22 protein-coding genes and 1 pseudogene are annotated in these 26,726 nt (G+C 55.0%); 9 read left to right on the top strand and 14 right to left on the bottom strand.

Annotation, left to right across the window (positions count from 1 at the left end; translation table 11 throughout):
• Positions 1-37: 37 nt before the first annotated feature.
• Positions 38-439: pseudogene (locus AC06G8_RS08350) on the bottom strand (cupin domain-containing protein); the annotation flags it as partial.
• A gap of 285 nt (positions 440-724) precedes the next feature.
• Complete coding sequence (locus tag AC06G8_RS08345; RefSeq protein WP_480285005.1) at positions 725-3,850, bottom strand: beta-galactosidase; 3,126 nt, start codon at positions 3,848-3,850, stop codon at positions 725-727.
• A gap of 99 nt (positions 3,851-3,949) precedes the next feature.
• Between AC06G8_RS08345 and AC06G8_RS08340 the strand changes: the two genes are divergently transcribed.
• Both AC06G8_RS08340 and AC06G8_RS08335 read left to right on the top strand, forming a co-directional pair.
• The gene (locus AC06G8_RS08340; protein WP_480285004.1) at positions 3,950-5,056 is read left to right on the top strand and encodes a LacI family DNA-binding transcriptional regulator; all 1,107 of its coding nucleotides are present in this window, start codon (positions 3,950-3,952) and stop codon (positions 5,054-5,056) included.
• Between the two features lie 110 nt (positions 5,057-5,166).
• Positions 5,167-6,381 (top strand): MFS transporter, encoded by a 1,215-nt coding sequence (locus AC06G8_RS08335; RefSeq protein ID WP_447662012.1) that lies wholly within the window; start codon positions 5,167-5,169, stop codon positions 6,379-6,381.
• 37 nt (positions 6,382-6,418) lie between these two features.
• Here AC06G8_RS08335 and AC06G8_RS08330 read toward each other — a convergent pair whose 3' ends face one another.
• Entirely contained in the window at positions 6,419-7,051 is a 633-nt protein-coding gene (locus AC06G8_RS08330; RefSeq protein WP_480285003.1) for an O-methyltransferase, read from the bottom strand.
• A 122-nt stretch (positions 7,052-7,173) separates the two neighbouring features.
• Between AC06G8_RS08330 and AC06G8_RS08325 the strand changes: the two genes are divergently transcribed.
• On the top strand, positions 7,174-8,343 hold the full coding sequence (locus AC06G8_RS08325; protein ID WP_447662014.1) for a THUMP domain-containing class I SAM-dependent RNA methyltransferase: 1,170 nt from the start codon (positions 7,174-7,176) through the stop codon (positions 8,341-8,343).
• 113 nt (positions 8,344-8,456) lie between these two features.
• On the opposite strand, the gene AC06G8_RS08320 is transcribed toward AC06G8_RS08325, so the two are convergent.
• The 3 genes from AC06G8_RS08320 to AC06G8_RS08310 all read right to left on the bottom strand — a co-directional run bounded on the left by AC06G8_RS08320 (position 8,457) and on the right by AC06G8_RS08310 (position 9,358).
• Positions 8,457-8,726: a YuzB family protein gene (locus AC06G8_RS08320; RefSeq protein WP_268802147.1), complete on the bottom strand. Its 270-nt coding sequence runs from the start codon at positions 8,724-8,726 to the stop codon at positions 8,457-8,459.
• Positions 8,716-9,018 carry an iron-sulfur cluster assembly accessory protein gene (locus AC06G8_RS08315; protein ID WP_447662015.1) on the bottom strand — a complete coding sequence of 101 codons (303 nt, stop codon included), beginning with the start codon at positions 9,016-9,018 and terminating at the stop codon, positions 8,716-8,718. The genes AC06G8_RS08320 and AC06G8_RS08315 overlap by 11 nt, the downstream gene beginning before the upstream one ends.
• Before the next feature lie 106 nt (positions 9,019-9,124).
• Positions 9,125-9,358, bottom strand: coding sequence for a hypothetical protein (locus tag AC06G8_RS08310; RefSeq protein WP_480285002.1), 234 nt, complete (start codon positions 9,356-9,358; stop codon positions 9,125-9,127).
• 298 nt (positions 9,359-9,656) lie between these two features.
• Here AC06G8_RS08310 and AC06G8_RS08305 point away from each other — a divergent pair, with 298 nt between their 5' ends.
• Positions 9,657-10,097 (top strand): GNAT family N-acetyltransferase, encoded by a 441-nt coding sequence (locus AC06G8_RS08305; RefSeq protein WP_447662017.1) that lies wholly within the window; start codon positions 9,657-9,659, stop codon positions 10,095-10,097.
• Between the two features lie 95 nt (positions 10,098-10,192).
• On the opposite strand, the gene AC06G8_RS08300 is transcribed toward AC06G8_RS08305, so the two are convergent.
• From AC06G8_RS08300 to AC06G8_RS08280, 5 genes are all read right to left on the bottom strand, one after another.
• Complete coding sequence (locus tag AC06G8_RS08300; RefSeq protein WP_447662018.1) at positions 10,193-11,089, bottom strand: M14 family metallopeptidase; 897 nt, start codon at positions 11,087-11,089, stop codon at positions 10,193-10,195.
• Between the two features lie 239 nt (positions 11,090-11,328).
• A complete protein-coding gene (gene racE / locus AC06G8_RS08295) occupies positions 11,329-12,138 on the bottom strand; it encodes a glutamate racemase (RefSeq protein ID WP_447662019.1) in 810 nt (269 codons plus the stop codon).
• 86 nt (positions 12,139-12,224) lie between these two features.
• Positions 12,225-13,376, bottom strand: a complete 1,152-nt coding sequence (locus tag AC06G8_RS08290; RefSeq protein WP_480285001.1) for a sensor histidine kinase — start codon at positions 13,374-13,376, stop codon at positions 12,225-12,227.
• Positions 13,373-14,047 carry a response regulator transcription factor gene (locus AC06G8_RS08285; RefSeq protein WP_447662021.1) on the bottom strand — a complete coding sequence of 225 codons (675 nt, stop codon included), beginning with the start codon at positions 14,045-14,047 and terminating at the stop codon, positions 13,373-13,375. The genes AC06G8_RS08290 and AC06G8_RS08285 overlap by 4 nt, the downstream gene beginning before the upstream one ends.
• A gap of 288 nt (positions 14,048-14,335) precedes the next feature.
• Positions 14,336-15,511, bottom strand: a complete 1,176-nt coding sequence (locus AC06G8_RS08280) for a YibE/F family protein (protein ID WP_480285000.1) — start codon at positions 15,509-15,511, stop codon at positions 14,336-14,338.
• Positions 15,512-15,661: 150 nt separating this feature from the next.
• Here AC06G8_RS08280 and AC06G8_RS08275 point away from each other — a divergent pair, with 150 nt between their 5' ends.
• The 3 genes from AC06G8_RS08275 (at position 15,662) to AC06G8_RS08265 (ending at position 21,219) form a co-directional block, all read left to right on the top strand.
• Positions 15,662-16,741, top strand: coding sequence for a HupE/UreJ family protein (locus tag AC06G8_RS08275; protein WP_480284999.1), 1,080 nt, complete (start codon positions 15,662-15,664; stop codon positions 16,739-16,741).
• Positions 16,742-16,899: 158 nt separating this feature from the next.
• Positions 16,900-19,929, top strand: coding sequence for an S-layer homology domain-containing protein (locus AC06G8_RS08270; protein ID WP_480284998.1), 3,030 nt, complete (start codon positions 16,900-16,902; stop codon positions 19,927-19,929).
• A gap of 75 nt (positions 19,930-20,004) precedes the next feature.
• Positions 20,005-21,219 carry a HupE/UreJ family protein gene (locus AC06G8_RS08265; protein WP_480284997.1) on the top strand — a complete coding sequence of 405 codons (1,215 nt, stop codon included), beginning with the start codon at positions 20,005-20,007 and terminating at the stop codon, positions 21,217-21,219.
• A gap of 276 nt (positions 21,220-21,495) precedes the next feature.
• On the opposite strand, the gene melA is transcribed toward AC06G8_RS08265, so the two are convergent.
• A complete protein-coding gene (gene melA / locus AC06G8_RS08260) occupies positions 21,496-22,797 on the bottom strand; it encodes an alpha-galactosidase (RefSeq protein WP_480284996.1) in 1,302 nt (433 codons plus the stop codon).
• A gap of 210 nt (positions 22,798-23,007) precedes the next feature.
• Here melA and AC06G8_RS08255 point away from each other — a divergent pair, with 210 nt between their 5' ends.
• A complete protein-coding gene (locus tag AC06G8_RS08255) occupies positions 23,008-23,874 on the top strand; it encodes an AraC family transcriptional regulator (protein WP_447662023.1) in 867 nt (288 codons plus the stop codon).
• 111 nt (positions 23,875-23,985) lie between these two features.
• Here AC06G8_RS08255 and pyk read toward each other — a convergent pair whose 3' ends face one another.
• A complete protein-coding gene (pyk, locus tag AC06G8_RS08250; protein WP_447662253.1) occupies positions 23,986-25,404 on the bottom strand; it encodes a pyruvate kinase in 1,419 nt (472 codons plus the stop codon).
• Between the two features lie 114 nt (positions 25,405-25,518).
• Between pyk and AC06G8_RS08245 the strand changes: the two genes are divergently transcribed.
• Positions 25,519-26,298 carry a helix-turn-helix domain-containing protein gene (locus AC06G8_RS08245; RefSeq protein WP_480284995.1) on the top strand — a complete coding sequence of 260 codons (780 nt, stop codon included), beginning with the start codon at positions 25,519-25,521 and terminating at the stop codon, positions 26,296-26,298.
• A 17-nt stretch (positions 26,299-26,315) separates the two neighbouring features.
• On the opposite strand, the gene AC06G8_RS08240 is transcribed toward AC06G8_RS08245, so the two are convergent.
• Positions 26,316-26,726: a YtxH domain-containing protein gene (locus AC06G8_RS08240; protein WP_480284994.1), complete on the bottom strand. Its 411-nt coding sequence runs from the start codon at positions 26,724-26,726 to the stop codon at positions 26,316-26,318.

Raw genomic sequence — 26,726 nt, 5'->3', positions numbered from 1 at the left:
ATTCCTCTTGCCGCTTATGGGCCGGCATGTTCCTGAGCTTATGATTCAATTGCTCGAACAGATGGGCAAGATGATGCTGCTGCGGCAGCGATTGACACTTTAATGGCTGCTTCCAAAGGATATTGAACCGCTTCCGTATGCAGCTGAAAGCAAGGAGCGCAGAATCCAATCTATAGGGATCAAACATGAGAATCGATCGAATGAACGGCCCTTCCACTTGAATCCGATGCAATTGGAAAGGTTGAAACATGAGCAGCGTGCCAGGGCTTATGTCCATCACTTGCTTGTTCACCTCTACAGTTCCATGGCCCTCATAGACAAAAAGAAATTCCATCGTAGGGTGAGCATGATAGATTTCCCAAACCTGCTTGCCGGAACATTTATAATGATTGAGATGAAACGGTTCTTTCCTCACATCTACGCTCGTGCTTAATTTCATCAGCCATCCCTCCACAGCATGGATTTATTTGGACGATTTGAGCACACTGTACCACACCTACCCTCGAAATGATCGTACAAATCCATAGCTTTCCCGAGTTTGTCGGCGCATGATGACGGGTCCGATGCCTGAACGGGACTGGATGCGCCTTCCTTCACAGCGTTTCCCGGCCGGTCGCGCCGTTTGCGGATGCTTGGAACATAAAAGAGCCTCCGCCAGTCGAACTGGCGGAGGCTCTTTCCGTATGCGATAGGGTTCATGGGCGAGAACTCAAGTCATTCCGTCTCAGCCGTTCTGCGCCTGGACTTCGACCTGATCCGGACGGTAGACGCTGACGATGCGGCCTTCCTGGTCCGCCGCGAACAGCACCGAACGCTCGGCTTCCAGCGTGAAGGAATAGCGGATGCCCGTAACGGGGTCCTTGACCGCGATATTGGCGTCCAGAGCGTATTCCGATACGAAAATATACACGGCGCCTTGGGCGAAGTCCAGCTTGCGTCCATAAACGCCCGCGAGCTCTCCACCCTGCTCCCATTCCAGCTCGGCCGATACTCCCGCAGCCTCGAGGGCGCGGTCGTACACCGCCTCGAGCGCGATATAGCTCTCGGCCAGCTCCAGCGGCAGCGGACACCAGAGGAGGCGGCCATTGCCGATCGCGATCTCATGCAGCCGGGAGGGAGCCTGCACGGGACGTCCGTCTTCGCCAAGCAGCGTCTGCTTGTTCAGCTTGGCGATGGCGTCGCCGGCGAAGCCGATCTGCAGCAGCTCGCCGTCCAGCTCCAGCGCTTCCTCGCGGCGGATGTTGGCGAGAACGGCCGGGCCGGTCAGCGCTTCGGCGCGGTCGCTGCGATGCCAGTAGGCATCGAGATTCAGCGGGCCGGTCACGAGCAGCGTGCCTCCCGTCGTCTCCGCCCAGTGCGTAAGATCGCGCAAAGCCTCGTCGCTGAGCGCATGCGCCGACGGCATCAGAATCAGCTTCGGCTGCTCGTAGGCAGCATCCTTCAGCACATGCAGGTCATATTCGCCCAAGGAGCGGAACGGCACATTCATGCGGTGGGCAAGCGAGCGCGTCAGGCGCGAAGTGATGTCCTCGGCCAGCGAGCGGTTCGAGAAGTCGTTGCTGTACGGATAAACGACCGCCACCTCCTCCAGCTTGCGGTCCTCGAACAGATGGCCCGCTTCGCGGATGAAGCGGCCGAAGTCGTAGGAGACATCGGCCTCCGGCTTCTCGGTGCCGTCGGCGCGCAGGGCGCCGATATGCGACTCGTTGATGTTGTGCATGTAGAAGTTGATGTTCCAGATCCATTGGACCGCCCCCGCTCCGCCTGTCGAGAACGCATAGGCGTACTTGCGCTCCAGGATGCTGTGCAGCTCTTCCTCGGTGCGCTTGGCGAAGCCGTCCGGAGTCTCGATATACATGATGCCGGTCTCTTGGATGACATTCGGCTTGTAAGGCGTCTTGGCGAAAATGCCGTCCAGCACGAGCTGGTCGTTCTTCCACCACGAGTGCACGGTCGTGTAGTCGACCGCTTCTTCATAGAAGAGCGGGGACGGACGCTGCGCCTGCAGTCCCTCGTCCTGGCCGACCGTCACGAGCTGCTTCGGCTGGACGGCCTGGATCGCCGCACGCAGCTCGGAGGCCCAGCGGTTGTGCATGTCCTGCGAGAAGAGCAGGTAGTCGAGCCACTGGCCGCTGCGCTTCTCGTACAGCTCCGTCGTGGAGAAGGCGATATCGCCCGGCGTCGGCGGCATGATGCCGGCGAACGACGGCAGCTCGGCTTCCGTCATGTTCCACCGCTCCTGCAGCTTGACGATGGAGCCATGCCGCTCCTGCAGCCATTCGCGGTAAGCGGCGACCTCGAAGCGGTCTCCGAGCGTGCTTGCCGCGTTCCACAGCTTGTCCGGATTGAACATCGTCGGCTCGTTGATGAGATCCCAGTGAACGTGGGCGGAATGCTTGTGACGGGTTACGATGGACGTGATGAACCGCTTCTGCGCTTCCACGCTGCGCGGATCGAGATAAGGGTTCTCCCCTTCCCACAGCTCCGGCGTGAAGGCGAAGAAGTTGAAGACGACCTCGAGGCCGTGGCGCTTGGCCGTCAGGAACAGCGCATCGACGGCGCGCAGCATCTCTTCGCTGACATGCCCGTCCACGAAGGCCATCTTGCGCAGCGCCGTCCAGAGGCCGGTGCGGATCGTGTTGATGCCGGCCTTCGCCATTTGCGCCATATCGCGGTCCCACACGGACGCGTTCGGCAGATGGAGATATTTGCGCGCGACGTCGCTCGTCATGTAGGTCATGCCGACGATCGGCAGCGGCTTGCCTTCCTTGACGAAATAATCGCGGTTCACCGCAATCATCTCGCCTTGGCGAAGCAGCTCCTCGTCGCGTCCCCAGAAGCCCTGGGAGAGGCGGCGGATCTCGCCGCTCTGCTTGCCCGTCAGCTCCGCTTCGACGCTGTAGTAGCCCGGCTCCGCCTGGAACGGCAGCGGCACGCGCTCATAATCGGCCAGCGCGCCGGAAGACAGCTCGAGGCTGCCTTCGGCCACGACGCGGTTCCCTTGCCCGTCCGCAAGACGGACCTCATAGCGTACGCTCCACTCGCTGTCCCCTTGCGCGTTCAGCCGCTGGCGCTGGAACGTCAGAACCGGCTTCTCGCCGATCTCGAAGCAGGCGTAGTTCGGCTTGAGCCACCATTCCGTCACGCCGCTGGCGGCGAATGCCGCCCAGCGGGCGAGCGACTGTGCGCCTTTCCCGTTCTCCCAGAATGCCGCCCCGGCTTCGCGGTTCGCAAGGATCCAGCGTCCGCCGGCGAAGTCGCCCTTCGTGTTCTCGATCAGCACGACGGGAGCGCAGCGCTCGCGGCCGTCCTTGTCGAGCCCGGTCAGCAGCGGATAGATATGGGCGTCCATCGGACCGCCCGAACCGTTCTCGGCCGGATGGTCATGCGAGCGCGTCACATGAAGAGCAAGCCCGTAAGTCGGAGCGGGCGAGAAGAGTCCCTCGTCGCCGGACAGCAGCGGAATGGCGCGGGAGGTCTTGAGCTCCGTCACCAAGCCGGTCTGGACTTCAAGCGCTTCATGGATGCCGATGGTCTGGTGGTACGACGTCTGCTCCGCCTCGGGCAGCCAGCCTTCCGTTGTATGGAGAACGGGGATGCGCAGCGGTATGCCGCCGATCGTCACGAGCCCTCCGCCGCGCTTCACATGCTCCAGCAGAGCCGGCCAGGCTTGCTTGGGGAAATAAGGTCCATGCAGCATGACGAGCGCTGCCGGCCGTTCTTCCCGCAATTTGTCTGCCAGCTCGGCCGCTCCGATCAGCGTGTCCTGCAAAGCGCCGAGATCGGCGCCGCCGGGACGCGGACCGGCAAAAGGAAATTCGTTGTCATAGAAGGTCAGCCATTTATTCATGATTGAGCACCCCGCGGTTTTGATTTATAATAGTTTTGTTAGGTTTGTTAGGCTAATAACAACCAGAAAGCAACCAAACTTTAGAGGGTGAAGGCTTTCATGTCAAGAGGAAAAAAAATCACGATGCAGCAGATCGCCGATCGTCTGCAAGTGTCCAAATATACCGTTTCCCAATCGTTGTCCGGCAAGTCAGGCGTCAGCGAAGCGACTCGCCAGAAGGTGCTGGACACGGCCAAAGCGATGGGCTACAGCCCGCCTGAGGTCCGCCTGTCCCGCTCCGCGCCGCGCGCGTCGGAATCGCCGGGCACGGCCGCCGGCATTCAGGCTATCGTCGATGGCGGGGAAGAACGGGCGATGGATGCCCCCGGCCATGAGCGGTTCGTCGTCATATGGATGTCGCGGGGACATTTGGAAGAACCTATGTATTGGCAGCGCGTCCTGTCCGGCATCCAGGAAGGCTGCCGCTCGCGCGGCTGGGGAACCGTCGTCCTCTCTCCGATGGGAGAAAGCCGGCAGGAAGATATTCTGCCGCCCTATCTCAGCCGTTCGCTGTGCGTCGGCGGGCTCGCCGTCGGTGCGTTTCCCCTGCGGCATCTCACCGCCATGAAAAGAACCGGGATTCCCGTCGTGCTCGTCGACCACCAGGAGCCGTTCTCGGGGCTCGACAGCGTAGCCAACGACAACATCGCCGCCGCGCGCATGATTTCCGGCGCCTTGCTCGACCATGGCTGCAGGCGCTTCATCTTCGTCGGAAGCGAGAAGTTCTCGGTCAGCTTCCGCGAGCGCTGGCTCGGCTGCCGCTCGGCGCTGGAGCAGATGTTCTCCCTGCGCAAGGCGGGCGAGCTGCGGCGATGGAATATGCCTTACTCCGGGGAGTGGGAAGGCGATCTGGATGCGAGGCTTGGGAGGCTCAAGGAAGAGGACCTTCCCGACGCTTTCCTGTGCGCCAACGACGACATCGCGATTGTCCTGCTGAACATGCTGCGCACCCGCGGCGTGGCGGTGCCGGATCGCTGCCGCGTCGCCGGAATCGACAACATCGAAGGCTCGACGCGCAGCCAGCCGCCGCTGACGACGGTCGATCTCGGCAAGGAAGTGCTCGGCCAGAGAGCCGTCGAAGCTCTGGAGCGCCGGATCAAGATGCCCCATTCCTCGGTCGAGAGAGTCGGCCTCGTCCCCGGCCTCGTGCTTCGCAGCAGCGTCTGAATGCGCCGCAGCAGCCGGTGATTCCCGTCCGTCATGTCCCTTCGCATCTCCAAATCGAAGGCCGGATCCTCCCATGGATTAGGCCCGACTCATCAAGAAGGTGAACCGCCATGGAAGCATGGATGAAAAATCTGATCGTCCTCTGGGTCACGCTGTTTCTCGGCATGGCCGGAATGACGATGATCACCCCGTTCCTGCCGCTGTACCTGCAGCAGGATCTCGGCATCAGCGATCCCCACAGCGTCGCCCTCTGGGCCGGGGTCATCTTTGCCGGCAACTTCGTCACTTCGTTCCTGTTCCAGCCGCTCTGGGGCAAGCTGTCCGACCAGTACGGGCGCAAGATCATGCTGCTGCGCTCCGGCTTCGGCATGGCCTTCGTCATCGTGCTCATGGGCTTCGCCAACCATCCCTGGCAGCTGCTCGCCCTGCGCCTGCTGAACGGCACGATATCCGGCATGAATCCCGCCGCCGTGTCACTGATGAGCTCCAGCGCGCCGCGCGAGCGGATGGGCTTCGCGATGGGCATGCTCCAGTCCGGAGGCATCGCCGGCACCATCCTCGGTCCGCTGATCGGCGGGCTGCTGGCCGACGCCGTCGGCTACCGGCCGATCTTCTACATAACCGGAGCCATGCTGTTCACCGCCACGCTGCTCGTCCTGTTCGTCGTCCGCGAGACGTTCGACCGTGAAAAGGCGGCCAAGGTCATCCAGCCTTCCGTCCTCCAGGGAATGAAGGAGCTGAGCGGAATTCCCCAGCTGATGGCGCTGTTCACCGTCACCCTGCTCATCCAGTTCGCCCTGATGAGCCCATCGAGCCTCATGCCTCTGTATGTGCAGGAGCTGCCGGGGACCAAAGGCAATCTGGCCTTTCTGGCCGGGATGGTGACCTCGGTAACCGGCCTGTCGAATCTGGTCGCCTCTCCCGTGCTCGGCAGGCTGAGCGACCGGATCGGCCAGACCAAGGTGCTGGCCGTATCGCTGCTCGGGGCTGCCGCCATGTTCATTCCGCAGGCGTTCGCCGGATCCGTCTGGGATCTCTTGATCGTCCGCTTCCTGCTCGGCTTGTTCCTCGGCGGCCTCATTCCGTCCGTGAACGCATTGATCCGGGTGTATACGCCCGAGGGCAAGGAAAGCCGGGCTTACAGCCTCAACAGCAGCACGCTGGCGCTCGGCAACACGCTGGGGCCGATCGCCGGCGGCCTGCTCAGCGGAGTGATCGGCATCGAAGGCATCTTCCTGCTCAGCTCCGTGCTGCTGTTCGCCAACGCCTACTGGGTATGGCGGATGCTGCTGAAGCCGGGCAGGAAGCCTGCCCGGCTGGATTGAGCGATCAAGGGATGCTTGCGGCAAGCGTTGATCGCCCCTACGGATTGACCCGCACGACCGCCAGTCCGTCATAGGCGGGCAGCAGCGTGCCGGTCAGCCTCTGATCGGAGGCGACCCGCTCGTTGAACTGCCGCATCGCCAGCACGGAAGGTCCGCTCCGCTGGAGATCGGCGACGCGGCCGCGCAGCAGCGTATTGTCGGCTACGATGACCGCGCCGGGATTGGCCAGTCCGATCGCCGCGTCCAGATAGCGGACATAACCGCCCTTGTCGGCGTCGATGAAGAAGAAGTCGTAGCGCCGCCCTTCGGATGCGAGCCGCCCCAGGCTCTCGCCCGCGTCGCCGACGAGATAGGAGACGCGCCTTCCGAGCCCGGCAGCCTCCAGGTTCTCCTTCGCTGTGTCCGCGTATTCCTGGAGCAGCTCCAGCGAGGTGAGGCTCCCCTCGCCGCCCAGTCCGCGGGCCAGGCAAATGCCGCTGTAACCGCCCAGCGCTCCGATCTCTAGCAGCTCCTTCGCGCCGGACATCTGCACGAGCAGCGTGAGCAGCCTGCCGTAGCCGGTAGGAACGGATATTTCCGGCATTCCCTTCGCGGAGATGCTCGTCAGCACCCTCGCCAGATCCTCATCGGGAGGAAACAAAGCTTCGATATAAGCTTCCATTTCGTTCATTGCGGCTCAATCCCTTCTGTCGGTGTACTTGCTTGCGTTTATCGCCTATACTTGATTGTATGACGACCTGCGGCCGGATACAAATTCCGCCCGCAGGCAAGAGATGGAGTGAACGATAGACTATGCAGCTTGAACTGATTGCCACTTCGCCCATGGGGCTGGAGGCAGTGGTCGCCAGGGAACTGAAGGATCTTGGCTATACCGATGTCAAAACAGAAAACGGCCGCGTCACCTTCAAGGGCGGCCTGGAGGATATCGCCAGGACGAACCTTTGGCTCCGCACGTCGGACCGGGTTCTCGTCAAGATGGCCGAATTCCGCGCCATGACCTTCGAGGAGCTGTTCGAAGGAGTGCGTGCGCTGGACTGGCCCGACTGGATCCCCGAAGACGGAGAGTTCCCCGTCAATGGACGGTCGCAGAAATCGCAGCTGTCGAGCGTGCCCGCCTGCCAGTCGATCGTCAAGAAAGCGGTCGTCGAGAGGATGAAGGAGCAGTACGGCACGGAATGGTTCCGCGAGGATGGAGCCCGGTACGTCATCGAAGTGAGCCTGCTGAACGACATGGCGCTCATTACGCTGGATACGACGGGACCGAGCCTGCATAAGCGCGGCTACCGCAAGCTCGTCACCGAAGCTCCGATCAAGGAAACGATGGCGGCGGCGATGGTGCTGCTGTCGCGCTGGAGCCCGGAGCGCCCTCTGTACGATCCGTTCTGCGGATCCGGCACGATTCCGATCGAGGCGGCCATGATCGGCTGGAATGTCGCTCCAGGCCTGCGCAGATCCTTCAGCAGCGACGCCTGGGACATCATGGGAGAGAGCCGCTGGGACCTCGCCCGCGAGGAAGCCTTCGATTCCGTGAAGGATGACGTGAAGCTGGAAATCGCCGGTTCGGATATCGATCCCGAAGCGATCGAAGTCGCCGAGGCCGCGCTCAAAAAAGCCGGCTTCGCCCGCGAGATCAAGCTCCAGACGATGCCGATCGCGCGCGTGCAGCCTCAAGGGCACTACGGCTGCATCATCACGAATCCGCCTTACGGCGAGCGGCTCGGCACGGAGAAGGAAGCCGACAAGGTCATCCGCCAGCTCGGCTTCATCGACGCGGTCAAGAAGGATTGGTCCGTATTCGCCCTCAGCCCTTCCAAGTCGTTCGAGCAGAGCTACGGCCGCAACGCGGACAAGAAGCGCAAGCTGTACAACGGGCGCATCGAATGCCAGCTGTACCAGTACCTGGGGCCGCTGCCTCCGAGGCCTCGGCTTGATGGCGCACCGGCCTCCAGCTCCGCCGAATAACGCAAAGCACCCTCTCCCTTAACGGTTCGGGAAGAGGGTGCTTTTTTGCTCTGCAATAAAAAAGCCGGCTGCAAACCCGGGAAGATGCAGCTCCTCCCGGACAGCCGCCGGTTTTATTTCTTGATGTAGGGCTTCACTTTCTCGATGACTTCGTCCTCGGTCGGTGCCGCGATGTAGCGTCCGTTGATGAAGACGAACGCGCGCTTGCCGCAAGGACCGCAGTAGGACTTGCAGCCGATCTTGATGTCGGCAGCCGGATCGAGCTTCTGCAGCTTCGGAATGATCGTTTTCAGACGCATGAAGTTGCATTTCTCGCAGACGCGGATGTCGTTCTTCGATGCGGGCCTATCCTCCTGCCGTGCGGGCAGCGTCTCAGTGGTCACCGTGGTTTCCTTTGACCGGATTCGTGATGACGAATCCTTCTTCGGGGGTGTAGAGATAATCGATCTTCACGCCGTCCAGCAGCTCGACGCCCTTCTCGAGCAGCACGTCGATTTCCTTGTCCGTCGATACGAGCTCATCCTTCTCCGTCGGATCGTCGATGCCGAGCCCGTAGTGGGCATGATCTCCGTGGGAATGGGTGATGTAGACGCGCAGCTTCTTGCCTTCATGCTCGGGCTTGTCCAGCTCCAGCTTCAGCACCTTCGCGGCATTGCGGGTAATTTTGCAATTCATGGCGGTTCCTCCTGGCTATAAAGTAAAGCTTGCCCGCTGCAGGCGCGGCAAGCTTGTTGACTGCATCTCTCTCATCCAGTAATTCTATCGAAAGACGGCCAAAACATCAAGACGCGCCGTACTTGTTTTCCATTCCTTTGGCGAACCAGCCGGCTGCCATCATCGTCACCGCGATGTCGTCCACGGGCATGAACGGCATGACGTCCGGAAGAACCCAGTACAGTCCGACAGGAATAAGGAACAGCAGCTTATCCGTCAGCTTGACGTTCCTGGAGCGCAGCAGCCGGAATACCCGGACAAACACATGTCTCCAATGGTTGAGCGATAGAAGCTTGCGCAAGGCTCATTCCCCCTATGGTTCTATCTTTCCCGAATCAGGCGCGAGCCAAACCCGGCGAAGGGTTATACGAACCGGCAGCCCCAAAGGTTGCGGATCGGCAGCCGCAGCATTCCCACCGGAGGACTGCAGGCTTCCCAAGGGGACCGTTCCGAAGACGTTCTTCCTTTCTTTTATCCGGAAAAAAGGGTTTGTGCCGAAGAGATGGCGAAATACACACTGTCGAGACGGAGAAGCATCTCCGCAGGCGCAGAAATGACATTCCGGCAAAGGATGGCCGAAGCGGAAGGAGCGTATCCGAATGGAAATTCGAACTCCCACGGACGAAGAACGGGAAGAAATCATGAGGCTCTCGCCGCAATCCACCTTCGAAGGCACGATGGGCCGGTCCAAGCCGTCAGAAGCGAAAATGAAGTTGATGGTCGGAGAGCTGCTGGCGAAAGGCTCCCGATTTTTGGTTGCGTCCGAGAACCAGGAGGTAAGAGGCTGGATTCTGTTCGGAAAGAGAGCGGATGAGTTCTCCGACAAGGAAATCGGCTTCATCTACGAGCTCTTTGTCCTTCCGGAATCAAGAGGGCAGTCCATCGCCAGCCGCTTGATGGACCAGGCCATCGACCAAATGAGACAAGAGGACTGCTCCGAAATCCGTCTCAATGCGTACGTGGAAAACCGCCATGCGATCCGGCTGTATGAGCGGATGGGATTCGCGGCCAGAAACATAACGATGAGCTTGCCATTATAAAACGCAGAGAGCGGCTCGGATGCGAGCCGCTCTCTGCCGTTTCAAATCAAACAGGACCAGCAAGAATCTGCTGGCACCCATTCCATCAACCCATCCTATTCTCTTCCCATCGCGATCAGGAGCACCTCGTCCAGCAGCAGGCTCACGCGGGAGTACATGCCGCTCCACTGCTCCAATGGCAGAGGATTGACGCCCAGGCCCGTCTCCACCGTAAATCCCGGCCTGCGGAAGCGCTGGATGAACCAGTCTTTGAATCCGGCATCGCTGTCTGTCAGGGCGACAGGAGCGTAACCGCTGGCAGCGCCGAGCCTTGCCGCCATCTCCTCCGCCCCGGGAGGCTCGAAGCCCCGGTAGTTCCAGTAGATCTCTTCCCCTTGAGTATGCAGGGCGACGACGATATCGAAGGATTCTCGTTCCGTAAGGGCAGCCACCGTTCGGGCTTCAGGCTCGCTGAGCGGGCATTCCCCCGAATAATCCCGCGGACCGGGGCCTTGCACTCCCCGGCGCTGGCGCTCCTCCTCCCAGCCGGCCGGAAACTGGTCATTCAAGTCGACGCCGCGGATATTCGCCTTCCAGCCGCTGAAATCAAGGCTGCCGCCATTCCATTCCAGAAGCTGGCGTCCGTAAGGATGGCCGTCCGGCACGCCTTCGAGCACGAGCTCCACTCCATCCGGATTGACCATCGGCAGCAGCCATACCGTCGTTTCCGCGGCGAAACGATCTCCCGAGGCTTCCCGTGCCGCCAATGCCTCCGCATACTTCATCAGAATGAGGCTTGTAATCCATTCATTGGCGTGGAAGGAAGCGTTGATCTGGACGTAGCGCGGTCCGCGTCCGAAGCGAAGCGCCTCGATCGGCTTGCCCATGACGCTTGTGCCGGCAGGCACTCTCGGCAAGCAAGGGTAGCGCTTCTTCAAGGCATCCAGATCGGCTGCCAAAACGGCCGGTCCGTACAGGCATGGCCGTACAATGTCGTTGTCTTGGACATTCATGGAGGATCCCGCCCTTTTTCGAGATACGATCATTGTATGCGGGAACTTGCCCACCTAACACGCCTCCGATGCCGGTGGAACCGGGCAGCATGGAGCTCCAGCGCCGCTGCAGCGGAGAAAATCGGTAGACTGGGCTGGAAGGCGGGGATTGCACGCGCAATGCCTCGGTCATCCATGACGGTTCAAGCCCGAACAGCCCCTTGCCACGAAGGCAAGAGGCTGTGCGGTCCGAATCCGCTCTATCCGATCTTCGGAATCTGCCAGACGACCGGGGTCAGCTCGATCTGCTCGCCGAGCCATTGCTGGGCGATCCGCTTGAACATCTTGGGCTCGCCGCTGCAGAAGAACTGGTGGATCGGCAGCTCGGGCCCATGCGCAAGCTTGCCCGATTCTTGCAGAATCGTGCTCATCTCGCGGGCCGTCTCGTTGTCGGAGCTGATCAGCTTGACGCCGCTGCCCATCACTTCCTGGATCGTCTCCGACAGGAACGGATAGTGGGTGCAGCCGAGGATGAGCGTGTCGAGCGGAATGTCCTTGAGCTCCTCCATCGAATCCCGCACCGTATCCATCGTCTCCTGGGAACGGAAGTTGCCCTGCTCCACCAAAGGCACGAAGAGCGGACAAGCCAGGCTCACGACATGGATATTGGGATTGAGCCGCTTGAGCGCGTCCTCGTAGGCGCGGCTGCGGACCGTTCCGACCGTCCCGATGACGCCGACGATGCCGGTCTTCGACTGGTTGATGGCCGCTCTTGCGCCGGGATTGATGACGCCGACGACCGGAATGTCCACCATGGAGCGGATATCCTCAAGAGCCGCGGCCGTAGCCGTATTGCAGGCGATAATGATCATTTTAGGCTTATACTGCATCAAATAGGAGACGATCTCCCGCGTGAACCGGACGACTTCATCGGACGGACGCGGTCCGTAGGGCGTTCGTGCGGTATCTCCGAAGTAGATGACCTTCTCGCGGGGCAGCTGTCTCATCACTTCCTTGACAACCGTCAGCCCGCCTACTCCGGAATCTAGGATGGCTATAGGTCTTTGCACGTACACACCGCTTTCCATGAACAAAATGAGGGTCCGTTTTCGACTATGACAGCATATGAATGCCATATTGCAAACGTACCTTCATCTTAGCGGATTAGACAGGCCTGTTCAAGCCGAGGAGCGGCAGGCCTCGCCCCCTGGGCACTCTCGGCTTGCCTGGCCGGACGCAAGGAGCTCGGGGGCGTCTGCGACAGCGGCAGGGTGACCGTGAAGACGGCTCCTTCCTCGGAATCGTTGTGCGCTGCAATGGCTCCGCCATGCATCTCCACGATCTTCCGGCTGATGGACAAGCCGAGGCCGCTGCCGCCGCCGGTCCGGGTCCTTGACTGGTCGGCCTTGTAGAAGCGCTCGAAAACATGGGGCAGGCTGGCGATCGGAATGCCGGTCCCCGTATCCTTGATGGTGACGACCGCCTCTCCGTTCGTCCTCCGCAAGGTGATCTGGATGGACCCGCCGTCCGGCGTGAACTTGACGGCGTTATGAAGGAGATTGATCCATACCTGATCCAGCAGATCGGCGTCCGCATCCGTTTCGGCAGGGTCCATCTGCGCCTCGACCTCCAGGCTTTTGGCGCTCCACTGGGGCTCGCATGCCAGGATGACCCGCTGCAGCTGCTTGTCGAGCCGGACCGGGACAGGATGGAACGGATGCTTGTCGGAATCGAGCGAGGCCAGCTTCAGCATGCTATCCGACAGCCGCGAGAGGCGCACGCTCTCCTGCTCGATGATATCGAGATAATGCTCGCGCTGAAGAGGAGTCAGCTCGCTGTCCTTGAGGACGCGGGCGAAGCCGCTGATCGACGTGAGCGGCGATTGGATCTCGTGGGAGACGTTGGAGATGAACTCCTGGCGAAGAATCTCCATCTTGTCGAGATCGGCGGCCATGCTGTTGATGCCTTGGACAAGATTTTCCATGTAGCCTTCGTTCATCTCCCTCGGCATCTCGATCGATACGCGGAAGTCCCCCTTCGCGATCGCGGCCAAGGCATCCAGGATTCCTTGAAAGGCTTCCATCTGCTTTCTGCGCGCGAACCGTCCCCATAGGTACAGAATGCATCCGAACAGGATGAAGCCGGCCCCTGATTTCAACAGCTGGCCGGCCAGAGGAGCGGGCTCCCAAGCAAGCCACTCGAAGAAATAGAACGACGCCGTCCAGCAAAGCACGAGCAGCACGGCGACTCTCGCCATCGTGTAGGCGACCATGAGCCTTAACCTGCTCTTCGAGCCCAGCCTTTTCATCGTTTCTCCTCCAGCCTGTAGCCGAGCCCGCGGATCGTGCGGATCTCCAGATGCTCCGCCTCGGTCAGCCGCTCGCGCAGCCTCTTGATATGCACGTCGACCGTACGCTCGTCTCCCTCGTAATCGAAGCCCCAGATCTGCTCGATCAGCGAGTCGCGGCTGAGCGTCTTGCCCGGGTAGCTGGCGAGCAGGAAGAGCAGCTCGAATTCCTTGAGCGGAAGCGTCGCTTCCTTGCCGCCGATCCGGCATTGGAACGTCTTGCGGTCCAGCTCGAGCTCCCCGATCCGGATCTGCTGGGAAGCTGCGATCCGGTAGCGCTTCAGCAGAGCCTTCACCCGCGCGGTCAGCTCCAGGGAATCGAACGGCTTGACGAGGTAATCGTCGGTGCCGAGCTCGAACCCCTTGATCTTATGCACCGTTTCGCCCTTGGCCGTGAGCATGAGGATCGGCATGCCCTCGTAGTTCTCTCCCAGCCGGCGGCACAGCTCCCACCCGTCCATCTCCGGCATCATGATATCGAGCACGACGAGATCGGCTCGCCTGGAAGACAGCTTGAGCAGAGCCTCGCGGCCGTTGGCCGCTTCTTCCGTCGCATAACCTTCCTTGCGGAGCAGATGGGAGACCAGCTCGCGGATATGGCTGTCGTCGTCGACGACAAGGATATGAGTCATGTCGGTTCCGCCTTTCCAATTGCGCATATAGGCATTTTATCGGTTGTGTTCTCATTCCGTAAACCTGATTGTGCCGGATTAGCGGATGGGCTTATAGTAACCGTCCTATATGAACTGAATATGTACTCGGGAGCATGACCGAATATAAAAACAGACCCCCGCTGCAATCTGCAATCGGGGATCTGCCGCTTTCCATGCGTGCTGCGACGCCCTTCTTCCAATTGGAGGTAGGGTATCCTGTTTATATTCTTTGGATTTTTTCAGTGGCCTCAATGGGTACCGAATTAGTCACGATTCTGGATTCACAACAGCTTTCTTTTCATATTTAGGAATAATTCTGGATGCAATAAATGCAACAATGGGTACAGTTAATACAATGCCTATACATCCGCTCATTCCTATCATGACCTCAATAGCGATATAATTCATATTCATTAATTGATTGAATGGCACCTTCATCGCATACAAAATGATTAGTGTATTAAGTGCACTGCCTGTAAAAGCAAGAAGAAGGGTGTTCGCCATCGTACCCATTATATCACGACCTAAATTTAGACCGGACAAATACAATTCTCTCTTGTTTAGGGTTGATTTTGTTAAATAAACTTCATGAACAGCTGCTGCAATTGAAATGCTTATATCCATTACAGCGCCTAAGGAACTGAGCAAAACCCCGGCAAAAAGCAATCCTCTGAGCTGCATACCCGATGTATAAGCAATCGTGATTAAAGTTTCCCCATTATCAATATTGTAGCCTGAAATGTGCGCAAATATTTGAAATAAATAGGCTATTATTCCAGTAATGACCAATCCAATTATTGTGCCTAATATGGCGGACCATGATTTCGAGCTCCAACCATTTAGCAAAAGTAAAGAAATGCATGTTGTTAGAATGGCAACCAAGATGGTTGCAAAAATAGGAGAATATCCTCTGTACAGCATCGGAATAAACAAATAGAAAATGCACATAAAAGTAAAAACAATACCCAGTACAGACATTAGTCCTTTTCTTCCGCCAATCCACCATAAGACAGCGAAGAATAACAATATAGTAACCAGAATTACGGGGGTTTTGTAAACATTATACGCCAAAACATTATAATTCCCGGTCTCAGCAGTTTGAATGTTTACAATAATTATGCTTTCTTTTTTGGCGATACTATAGTTATATAGATTCACGCGATTGGTGACGGTCTGTATGTCACCTTTATGCTCTCCTGAAATTATTTTCACTTCCAGCTCTTGGGTTCCAGTTTTGAGATCGGGTTCTTGTGAATCTTGCTGTAAATCTTCACTTATAACCTGCAATACTTTTGCCTTTTCATATTTTACAGAACCGGTGCCAACACCTTCATTCAGGTACTTCACCTCAGGAGCCTTGCTAAACAGATACATCGAGATAGAAATGAGCAGAATTACAACTGCTAAGAGAATAGCTTTTGTATTCTTCTTCGATGAAAACATAACATTACCCCCGTAATATTAACTGGATAAAATATATCATTAAATCTAGCCTATAGATTCATTATATACAAATATACAAGAACCTTTTTATTTTTTTCATTAATGATATTAGGAGATTTGACTTTATTCAATCCATTCAGGAGGCACAACATGATTAAGCGATTGCTCGTATTGTCATTCGTTTTCTGTGGATTAACACTTGGATTATGGCCATCTACGTCCTCAGCTCATGGTGAAGCCAGCTTGGCTTACTCAACGATTTCATATGAAGATGGTGTAATTAAATATGTGCTGCAGATTGATCTGTATGATTTACAGAGAGTTGCCGGTATCGAGGATTCCGACATTGATGAACAAGCTCCGGAGGCTGAGCGGTTCAACAAAAGATCTTTTGTATCCGTAGAACAAAATCTACTCTCTAATATCCATTTATTCGCAGATCGCCTGCCTCTTAATGGAAAGCTTACACGGCTTAGACAAGTAGAGGTGGAAGGCGAGTCTCAACCTTTTGCGGAAGCGATACTTGAATATCCGGTTAACAATACACCGCAGGACTTCTATCTAGACTATGATTTGGTTTTTGAATATGACGGATGGCACATCAATTATGTAAACGCAGCAATTGGAGATTTAAAGAAAGAGGCGGTATTCGTTGCAGATCTTCATGAGCTTCAAGTTGGTCAAATGACGCTGCAATATACGCTAATGCATTTTTTTCGGATCGGCTTGATACATTCATTTACTGGCTTTGAATCTATTTTGTTCATTGTTGCATTCATTGCAGGATGCAGATCCATTAAGCGGTTCATTGCAGTTTTGTCCGTATTCTGGGGATTCCTTGCTCTGGCTTTCATTTTGGCGAGTTTACAGCTATTAACCCTGCCGGATAATTTTATTAATTTAATTGTTGCGTCAAGTATTATCATGACCTCTTTATACACGTTGTTTAGCAAGCAAAAGAAATTTTATTTTTGGTTGGCTGGAGGCTCTGGATTCTTTGCCGGATTTGGATTTGCCAAAAACTTGGCTGGTATGAAAATGGATAGTGGACATCATCCTCTATACTCCATCGTTTCTTTTAATGCGGGGATCGTTACGGCTCTGATTAGTATCGCTGCAGTCTTGTATTTTGTCCGTTGCTTATTTAAATCAAATATATCGGTTCCTTGGACCTTAAAACTAATTACAGTATTTGGAATCGTTTGGTTCATCATAAAGGCATTCTTCTAAATTGCTCTCTATTAAGTAGATTTATAGCGACATGCTTATTAAAGTGCAAAACTTTACATTAGTTAATTATTATTCTAGATTGAAATTGACACTCTTGATCTATGCTGATACTTGTTCTCGTACATAAGAGGCAACAAATTTGGTAAAGGAGTGTTTGGATGTTTAAAAAACTCAGCCTGAAGCAGAGCCGGCTAAACAAGATCAGCGCATTGGTTCTGTCTGCATCACTGGTAGTATCCATGTCGCCATCTCAATTTCATGGTACCCACGTGGGACCAAAACCGGCAGTAGCTGCTGGTGTCGAAGTACAAGCTGCTGGTTATGCCGCTAAGGATCTTGCACTTACTCCAGGCTCAGATGCGACACAATTGAATTTCGCATGGTACTCTTCTGGAGGCCAACCGACAGCCACTAAAGTTCAAATGGCGAAAAAATCCGCCATGAACGGCGGCGTTTTCCCAGTCGATCAAGCCAAAGTATTTACAGGAAGCTCCATTCAAGCTGTCACCGTTGCAAGCGTAGTTTATTATTCTAATAAAGTAACGGCAACTGACCTTGAGCCACAAACCGAATACGTTTACCGTTATGGTGACGGCGATGACAATAACTGGAGCGAAGTTAGCAATTATACTTCGGGCGACCCGAGCAATTATACTTTCATGTTTGTCGGTGACCCGCAAATCGGTACAGGACAGAGCGGCAATACCCTTACTGATACAGCAGGTTGGAAAAGAACGCTAGAAATCGCTACAGCAAAATTCCCTGAGATTGATTCCATTATGTCTGCTGGCGACCAGATCGATGCAACTAGTTATAGCAATGGCGCTCCGAATAACGAACAATATTATAAGGGAGCCCCATCCGAATATGACCTTTATTTGTCTCCAGAACAACTCAAAAGTCTGCCTGTTGCAGTAGCTGTAGGTAACCATGATACTCAAGTTAGCTATGATTTCCACTTCAATGTACCTAACCAAAGCAGTACTCTTGGCGCTCAAACAGATGCGAACTTTATAAACCCTGCTACGGGCAAAAAAGACGCTACATATGGCGGCGATTACTGGTACACTTATGGCGATGCGTTGTACCTGGTGCTTAACTCGAACAATACGAACGGGGCAAATCATGAAGCATTCATGAAAAAAGCAATCGAAGATAATCCTCAAACAAAATGGAGAATTGCTACTTTCCACCATGACATTTATGGTGCTGGTGACGCGCATTCCCAAAAAATAGGTAATGATTCCATGGGCGTAAGAACCTGGCTTGCACCAATCGTTGACAAATATGATATTGACTTGATTTTCACAGGTCATGACCACTCTTATGCAAGATCCAAGCCTGTATTCGAGGATAAGGTACAAGATGGAATTATAGCTGGATATTCTTTGAAAGATGCGGCTGGTAACGATATCAACCCAACAGGTACTTCTTACTTCACGGGGAACTCTGCTTCCGGAAGTAAATATTATAATTTGGATACAACTAATGCTTCAAAGCGTTACACTGCGGTACAAGAACAGCGCAATCTTCCCTCTTTCATCATTGTCAATGTAACAGAAAATAAAATCTCTTATAACGCGTATGAAATTGAGACTGATGGTACTGTCACTTCTGTCGACTCTTACACGCTGGTTAAAAAACCGGAAGATGTAAAAGTTTATGCCAAAGAAGGCAAACTCCAAAGTGATGCATCCAGCGTTGATTTCTACTATGCAGTAAAAGATGCTAACGCAGTGAAAAACCTAAAAACAACATTCACTTATGATGTAAATAATCTTGATTTTAAAAGTGCTGAGCTGGTTGATCTTCATTCTGATAATTTCAATGTCGATGATAATACTCCTGGTACATTGAATATCACTGCTGATCTTGATACGCCCTTCCACTCTATAGAATATGGAAAATATCAGGATGTTATCAAGTTAACTTTTACCCTGAAGCCGAAGCCGGTTATCACAGCTGCCGATTTGAATCTATCGAATTCTGTTCTTACTGCAATCAATAATAAACGTGAATGGGAATCTACTGTTGAAGAAAGTAAAGCTTCAGTTGAAATTACACCAACAGTAGAAGAAGTAGCAGCAGCACTCACCAGCATCCAAGCACCAGCCAAAGATGCGACATCGTTGACGCTGCCTACTGTATCAACAGGCTTTGCCGTTAAAATCAAGAGCAGCAGCAACCCAGCAGTTATCGGATTGGATGGTGTGATAACACCACCAGCAACCAACACAACAGTAAACTTGGTACTGACTGTAACGAAAGATAGTGACAATACAAGCGCAGACACAATTACCATTCCGGTATCCGTTCCAGCCAAGTCTACTACTCCTACACCAGACCCAAATCCAACACCGACACCGACACCGACACCGACACCGACACCAACGCCAACACCAACACCAACGCCAACGCCAACACCAACATCAGCACCAACGCCAACATCAACACCAACGCCAACTTCAACACCAACGCCAACTTCAACACCAGTATCAACATCAACACCAACACCAACACCAACATCAACACCAACATCAACACCAGTATCAACACCAACACCAACAGCAACAGCAACACCAACATCAACGCCAACACCTACACCAACGCCTGCTCCTGGTAACGGTGGAAACAGCAATGGTGGGAACAGTACGATCCCATTTGGAGATATCCCTGGAGGACATTGGGCATCAACACCAATTAGCTACCTGGCATCTCAAGGAATCTTGAAAGGTACTGCTGACGGCAAATTCGAACCTAACCGCACGGTTTCTCGCGCTGAATTCGTTACAATGTTGGTTAGAGCCTTGAATCTTACAGACAAAGGCAATGTTACATTCAAAGACGTGAAGAGCACAGATTGGTATGCTGATGTAATTGCAATCGCTGCAAAAGCTGGCATTGTAAGTACTAGCACAGCATCGTTCAATCCTAAAGCAGAAATTTCTCGTGAAGAAATGGTAACTATGCTGATGCGTGCCTATGAAACAACACACGGTAAAGCTTCTGCAAGCGGAAGCACAACATTCAAAGATCATTCTCAAATATCTACATGGGCTGCTGCTTCTGTAAAACAAGCATCCGCACTTGGATTGATCAATGGCAATGCACAAGGTGCTTTCCAACCTAAAGGAAGCTCAACTCGCGCTGAAGCAGCTCAAGTGGTATACAACTTGTTGCAGAAATAATAGCTTCAATAATTAGAATATGGTTAACTGGATGCGGCTTTAGGTCGCATCCTATTTTTTAAAAGGAGCGCGGTCATGTTTCGTATTCATTGTGCTATTCGATCTACTATCTGTCTTTTATCGGTACTGGCACTTCTTCTCATACCTCTTACGAAAGCAGATGCTCACGCATACAGCGCCAGTTATACGACGTTGAACTTGACAAAAGCGAGCAGCGAAATGACCTTCTCACTTGATGAGCTGTCTGTTATCGAGTTATCCAAAGGAGATCTGAATAGTAACGGTATTCTTGATCCAGATGAATTTGCAGGCGTTAAAGAACAACTGATTGAGTTGTTCCAGAAAAATCTTCAATTCACACTTAACAACGAAAATCAAACCTGGACTAAAGTGGAAAGTTTCACTCTAGATGGTGAGGGAAAAGCAGTAAAAGTATCGTTGAAAGTATCTTATCCCCCTGTATCCGATTCACAAACAGTCGGCTTTTTAGATAAGTTGTACTCTGATGCAACCGGTGGCAGCACAAATTACGTCAATCTAGTCACCATTAATTACGGTAAAAAGAGTACTTCTTCCGCTTTATCCGGTAAATACCGGACCTGGTCTATGCAAGTAACTGAAAGTGATTATAGAAGTCTATCACAAGATGGGCAGCCTTCTCAGCCTGGAGCTACTGAAGGAACCGCAACAAATGAGAGCAATGCTTCAGAAGCTTCTGCTTCAGAAGCTTCTGGAAGTATTTCTGGCTGGTATTCTTTCTTGAAACTAGGTATGGAACATATTCTTACCGGCTATGATCATCTACTATTCTTATTTTCACTTCTCCTTGCCAGGCAAAAGTTTAAACAGTATGCCAGTATGATTACTGCTTTTACGATTGCACATAGTATTACACTAACTTTAACCGTTCTTGGAATCATCAATGTTCCATCATACATTGTCGAACCTGCAATCGCACTGAGTATTTGCTATGTGGCTTTAGACAATATTGTTCATAAACAGGTAAGCTACCGTTGGGTATTAACTTTCTTATTTGGTCTGATTCATGGAATGGGCTTTGCTGATATTTTGCAAGAAATGAATATTCCAAGAAACCAACTGGCTGTCAATTTAATAAGCTTTAACATCGGAATCGAGACGGTTCAGGTGATACTTGTAGCTATTCTATTACCGTTGTTGGTATTATTGCATCGTTGGAGATTCTCGAGAAGTGTGATACTTGGAGGGTCTTCCATAGCATTTATACTCGGCGGTATCTGGTTAGTTGAGCGAGTAATATCTAATTTGTAAGAGGTATAATTTCAACATATTTTATTAAGTTTATTAACCAAATATAAGATTAGAAATATAAAACCACTAATAACACTAACTACTGAGCTACTAATCAAATCAAAAAACAGACGCCAAATGGCGTCTGTTTTTTTGGTCATTACTGACGTAAAAAGATAAATCAATCAAATGTAGTAATGATCATCTTACCCACCGATCTGAATAAGCCTTGATCCGGCAGCTGCTTCCGGATGTCATGCGCTTGTACAGCTGTCTGCAGCTTGCAGCCTGCCTCCGTCAGCGGTATTTCGGCAGCCAGTTGCCATGGGCTTCGATCATGTCGTCGCATAGCGCGATGATGTCGTCCATGGACAATTCAGCCGACGTATGCGGATCCAGCATGGCAGCCTGGTAAATATGCTCCTTGCGGCCGGTTACCGCCGCCTCCAGCGTCAGCAGCTGAGTATTGATATTGGTCCGGTTCAAAGCGGCCAGCTGCGGCGGCAGATTGCCGACATACGTAGGCTGGACTCCGCCGCGGTCGACGAGGCAAGGCACTTCCACGCACGCCTCGCTCGGCAGGTTCGGGATCAGGCGGCCCGTGTTCATGACGTTGCCGCCGATCCGGAACGGCACGTCGGTTTCGATGGCTTCGATGATATGGGAAGCATATTCATGCGTCCGATCATGCGCCAGCTCCTGCTTCCCGAGCAGTTCCTCCCGCAGCCGGTTCCAGTCGGCGATCTGATTCACGCAGCGGCGGGGATATTCATCCAACGGAATGTTGAAGCGCTCGATCAGCTCCGGGTAATTCTTTTTAATGAAATAAGGATGGTATTCCGCGTTATGCTCGGAGGATTCCGTCACGTAATAGCCGAATTTCAGCATCAATTCGTAACGGACCATGTCATGATGCTTCTCCTTTTGCCGCTCCGCCGCTCTCCGTCTGATCTCCGGATACAGATCCTCCCCGTCGCGGGTCGCTTCCAGCAGCCACGCCATATGATTGATGCCGGCGATCTTCGTCTTGACGCCTTCGGCGCTGATTCCGAGGTCCTTGAACAAATGGGGCACGCATACCTGGACGCTGTGGCAGAGGCCGACCGTGTTCACCCCGCCGTAGGTGTTCATATAGTTGGTCAGCACCGCCATCGGATTCGTGTAGTTCAGGAACAGCGCGTCCGGACAAACTTCCCGAATGTCTGCGGCGAAGTCGTGCATGACCGGGATCGTCCTCAGGTTGCGGAAAATGCCGCCGATGCCGAGCGTGTCCGCGATCGTCTGGCGCAAGCCGTATTTCTTCGGAATCTCGAAGTCCGTAATCGTGCAAGGATCGTATCCGCCCACCTGAATGGCGTTGATGACATATTTGGCTCCGCGCAGAGCTTCTTTCCGATCGGAATAAGCCTTGATCCGGCAGCTGCTTCCGCTGGTCGCCTTGATGGCGCCGAGCAGCTGCTCCGATTCCCTCATCCGCTCGGGATTGATGTCGTACAGAGCCAGCTCGAAAGACTGCAGAGCCGGCGTCTTCATGACGTCGCCGAGCACATTTCGCACGAACACGGTGCTGCCTGCGCCGAGGAAGGCGATTTTGTCCATAGGTGCATCCTCCTTGAATACGTTCATTTGTGTGCCTTGCGGCTAAGCCGCAGGCCATTCGCCGACGATGGCGGCTTCGGGCGTTCAACCTCGTCATTATTGTAAAAGAACGCTTTCAGATGCGGTATGGAAGGTTGGAGGCAATGCATGGACATTTGTGGTCGTTTCCGCTACTGTGGAATCAAAAGAAGCTGAGGAGGCTTTCGTCCGATGCCGGCCACTCCGGACCACTACGAGTTCAAGGTAAGCGACAATCCGGGTTCTGTGCCCGCTGCAGAATTGACGGTTCTGTTCAGCGGCGAAGGCAGCCCGATTCCCGGCCACGAGAACGGCCCCGGCATTCATGATTACGTCCTTGTCCATACCGTAACAGGCGGCAAAGGAACGTTCCGCTGCGGAGACCAGGCCGCCGAGCTGACTTCAGGTGACAGCTTCACGATCTTTCCAGGCGTCTTGTTCCATTATACGGCGGACAGCGAGAATCCCTGGCAGTACAACTGGGTCGCGTTCAGAGGACATGCCGCCCTGCAGCTTCTCGCCGAGGCCGGGATTACGCCGGAAAATCCCGCCATTCTCGGCCAAGGAAGCGGCAAGGCCGCAGAGCTGTACGCCCGGCTGCGGGCTTCCCTCGCATCGGGGAGCAGCGCTTCTCTGATGGACATGGAGGCGAGCGGCTGGCTCCGGCTGCTGCTGGCCGAGTTCGCCCGCCTGCAGCCGGATGCCGCTCTGCCCTCGGCCCGCTCCACCGCCGCCGCCCGCCGGCAGGCGGAGCAGGCTGCGCGCTGGCTGCAGACCCATTATGCCGAAGCCGTATCCATCTCGGCGCTGGCGAAAGCTCTCGGCTACCATCGTTCCCATCTGTCCAAGGTGTTCCGGAGCGTCACCGGCCTCTCTCCCATGCAGTATCTCCAAAATATCCGCCTGCGCCGGGCGATGGCGCTGCTCGGCACGGAACTGAGCGTGGAGCAGGTGGCGGCATCCTGCGGATTCTCCGATCCGCTCTATTTCTCCCGGCAGTTCAAGCGCAGCGCCGGCTGCTCGCCTTCCGCCTACCGGGCGCGTCTCGTCGGCCCATAAAAAAAACAGGCAGCCCCGAAGCGATCGCTTCGGGGCTGCCTGTCATGATGCGGAAGCAGAGGCTGCTTTCCGTCCTGCTGGACGGATAATGATCTTGATCGGGTCCTGCTTCTATACCTGCTGGATCTTGATGAGATTGGTCGCTCCCGAGCGTCCGCTCGGCACGCCGGAGGAGATGACGACATAATCGCCTTCATGCAGCAGGCCCGTCTTGCTGCCGTCCACGATCGCGGACTGAAGCAGCTCGTCCGTGCTCGTCGCGCGCTCTCCGAGCACGGGAATGACGCCGCGCAGCAGGCACAGCTTGGCCGTTACGCGAGGATCGGGGGTAATGGCGATAATGGGAGCCTTCGGCCGGTATTTCGATACCATGCGCGCCGTGAACCCGGATTCCGTCGGCGTCAGGATCGCTTTGGCGTCGAGATCGATGGAGGAGCCGACGGCGGCCTGGCTGATCACTTCGGTCGTCGTCGTGGCGTGGAGCGCCTGGCGCGACTGGAATTCAAGCCGGTAATTCAGCATGGACTCCGCCTTGACGGCGATCGAGGCCATGCGGCGCACCGATTCCACCGGATACTTGCCGGCAGCCGTCTCGCCGGAGAGCATGATGCAGTCGGTTCCCTGCTGCACGGCGCCGGCGACGTCGCTCACTTCCGCGCGCGTCGGGCGCGGGTTGACCTGCATCGACTCCAGCATATGCGTAGCGACGATGACCGGCTTGCCTGCGATGTTGCACTTCGTGATCATTTCCTCCTGCAGGGCGGGCACGTCCTCGACCGGAATCTCCACGCCGAGATCGCCGCGGGCGACCATGATGCCGTCCGATGCCTCGATGATGGCATCCAGATTCTCGACGCCTTCATCATTTTCGATTTTGGAGATGATCTGGATATGTCCCGCGCCGTTCTCTTCGAGAATCTGGCGGATCTCCATGATGTCTTCCGCTTTGCGGACGAACGAGGCCGCGATGATGTCCACGTTCTCGCCGATGCCGAAGTGGATATGCTTGACGTCGCGCTCCGTGACGCCGGGCAGGCGGGTACGGACGCCAGGCAGATTGACGCCTTTGCGAGGCTTGAGCATGCCGCCGCTGACGATCTCGCAGCGGATCTCGGTGCCTCCGGATTCCTTCACTCTCAGCTCGATCAGACCGTCGTCGATCAGAATCGTGCTGCCTTCATGCACATCCTCCGGCAAGCCGGGGTAGTTGACGGAGATGCGGGACGCATCGCCTTCGAGCTCGACCGTGGTCAGCACCAGCTCGGAGCCCGTCTGCAGGTGGACCGATGGAGCGGAAAGCTTGCCGATCCGCACCTCGGGTCCTTTGATATCCATCAGGATGGGAACAAGCTGTCCGCCGACAGCGGCCGAAGCCTCGCGGACCGAACGGATGCGGGCGGCATGGTCCTCCAGCTCCCCGTGAGCCATGTTGATGCGGGCCACGTTCATGCCGGCCTCCATCATTTGCTTGAGGGTGTCGACCGACTCGCTTGCCGGACCGAGCGTACATACGATTTTTGTTTTGCGCAGCATGATTGAAGTCCTCCTAGGTGTTTGCTTCCTCTATTGTACCTGTTGAAGAAGACCAAAACGACGTCCTATAGTATAATAAAAAACCTATAGTACGATAAAAGGAGCCGACTCATGGCGCAATGGCCTAATAATTGGGATATCAACCGGATTCAAGGAAATTCCGAATCCCTGATCAGCCGTCGAACCGGCGACCGGAATGTTCTGCTGCTGGCCAGCTACGGAAAATTCACGCTCGATATAGACGGGGAGCCCCTCGGGACGGCCCGTGGCGACCTCATCTTCATTCCCGCGGCGGCAGAGGCCAGGTCCATCGCTCTTCCGGGGGTGTTTCACGAGATGTACGTCATCTCGTTCAGCATGGATTCCTCCCCGGCCTCCGGCTTCCCCCTGCCAGGGAGATGGGAGCGGATAAGGCCTGCCGCCTATGATCTGCTGCTCGACCGGATCAAGTCGATGCTCGGCGAAAGCAAGGAGGGACTGCCCTACTCCCGCTTGCTGGGAACGGGTCTGCTGCTGGAGATCATGGCGTTATGGGGAAGAGAGCGGTCCAAGGGGGAAGCCAAGGCAGCCGGAGGCCGCCATATCGATAAGATGAAAGCTTTCCTTCAGGATCATTACCGTGAGCATATAACCAAGGAAGAGCTTGGCGAATGCATAGGCCGCACGCCGAATTATGCCGCTTCGCTGTTCCGAAGCGGCACCGGGCAGACCATCAGCGGTTATGTCCATTCCTTGCGGATGAAAACGGCGGTCTACATGCTGCAGGAATCGCTGCTCACCGTAGAAGAAATCGCGGCCTATCTCGGCTATGCCGAGGTGTCCTACTTTCAGCGGGTGTTCAAGCGCTCCTATGGAGAACCGCCGTCTATGTACGCCAGCCGCATCCGCTAGGATGAGCTGGAGGCTCCTCAGATTTTGCCGGAGCCGTCTGCTTCGCTATCGATCGCGTCAAGGCGCTCATCGATAACGAAGTCCGACACATCGGAATCGTCGGCAGCTGCCGCCAATTCGATAACCGCAAGCTCGCGATCTTCCTCGCGGTCCCAGAATTTGATTCCGGATGCCAAGGTATCGACCGTTTGAATGGCTTTTTCCTTCAAAGCCGTTGCTCCGGCAGCCGTCTGCCTTGCCGCAGCCGCAGCTTTGTCGCCGATGATTTCGCCGATTTCAACAGCCGTGTCGGCTGTCTTGACGGCATACTCGCCGATGTCGGAGCGGAGCTCGCGGCCCGACTTCGGAGCCAGCAGCAGCGCCGTCACCGATCCGACGATACCTCCTGCAATCGCGCCCCATGCAAATCCAAATTTCTTCTTCGCCAT

This window comes from Paenibacillus sp. SJS-P3 (assembly GCF_056711585.1).
This window is presented reverse-complemented; position numbering and strand designations above follow the sequence as displayed.

What these genes read in the sequence shown, in the direction of transcription:
- AC06G8_RS08345 (WP_480285005.1), bottom strand. Translation starts at nt 3,850, where the DNA reads ATGAATAAATGGCTGACCTTCTATGACAACGAATTTCCTTTTGCCGGT.
- AC06G8_RS08340 (WP_480285004.1), top strand. Translation starts at nt 3,950, where the DNA reads ATGTCAAGAGGAAAAAAAATCACGATGCAGCAGATCGCCGATCGTCTG.
- AC06G8_RS08335 (WP_447662012.1), top strand. Translation starts at nt 5,167, where the DNA reads ATGGAAGCATGGATGAAAAATCTGATCGTCCTCTGGGTCACGCTGTTT.
- AC06G8_RS08330 (WP_480285003.1), bottom strand. Translation starts at nt 7,051, where the DNA reads ATGAACGAAATGGAAGCTTATATCGAAGCTTTGTTTCCTCCCGATGAG.
- AC06G8_RS08325 (WP_447662014.1), top strand. Translation starts at nt 7,174, where the DNA reads ATGCAGCTTGAACTGATTGCCACTTCGCCCATGGGGCTGGAGGCAGTG.
- AC06G8_RS08315 (WP_447662015.1), bottom strand. Translation starts at nt 9,018, where the DNA reads ATGAATTGCAAAATTACCCGCAATGCCGCGAAGGTGCTGAAGCTGGAG.
- AC06G8_RS08305 (WP_447662017.1), top strand. Translation starts at nt 9,657, where the DNA reads ATGGAAATTCGAACTCCCACGGACGAAGAACGGGAAGAAATCATGAGG.
- AC06G8_RS08300 (WP_447662018.1), bottom strand. Translation starts at nt 11,089, where the DNA reads ATGAATGTCCAAGACAACGACATTGTACGGCCATGCCTGTACGGACCG.
- AC06G8_RS08290 (WP_480285001.1), bottom strand. Translation starts at nt 13,376, where the DNA reads ATGAAAAGGCTGGGCTCGAAGAGCAGGTTAAGGCTCATGGTCGCCTAC.
- AC06G8_RS08285 (WP_447662021.1), bottom strand. Translation starts at nt 14,047, where the DNA reads ATGACTCATATCCTTGTCGTCGACGACGACAGCCATATCCGCGAGCTG.
- AC06G8_RS08280 (WP_480285000.1), bottom strand. Translation starts at nt 15,511, where the DNA reads ATGTTTTCATCGAAGAAGAATACAAAAGCTATTCTCTTAGCAGTTGTA.
- AC06G8_RS08275 (WP_480284999.1), top strand. Translation starts at nt 15,662, where the DNA reads ATGATTAAGCGATTGCTCGTATTGTCATTCGTTTTCTGTGGATTAACA.
- AC06G8_RS08270 (WP_480284998.1), top strand. Translation starts at nt 16,900, where the DNA reads ATGTTTAAAAAACTCAGCCTGAAGCAGAGCCGGCTAAACAAGATCAGC.
- AC06G8_RS08265 (WP_480284997.1), top strand. Translation starts at nt 20,005, where the DNA reads ATGTTTCGTATTCATTGTGCTATTCGATCTACTATCTGTCTTTTATCG.
- melA (WP_480284996.1), bottom strand. Translation starts at nt 22,797, where the DNA reads ATGGACAAAATCGCCTTCCTCGGCGCAGGCAGCACCGTGTTCGTGCGA.
- AC06G8_RS08255 (WP_447662023.1), top strand. Translation starts at nt 23,008, where the DNA reads ATGCCGGCCACTCCGGACCACTACGAGTTCAAGGTAAGCGACAATCCG.
- AC06G8_RS08245 (WP_480284995.1), top strand. Translation starts at nt 25,519, where the DNA reads ATGGCGCAATGGCCTAATAATTGGGATATCAACCGGATTCAAGGAAAT.
- AC06G8_RS08240 (WP_480284994.1), bottom strand. Translation starts at nt 26,726, where the DNA reads ATGGCGAAGAAGAAATTTGGATTTGCATGGGGCGCGATTGCAGGAGGT.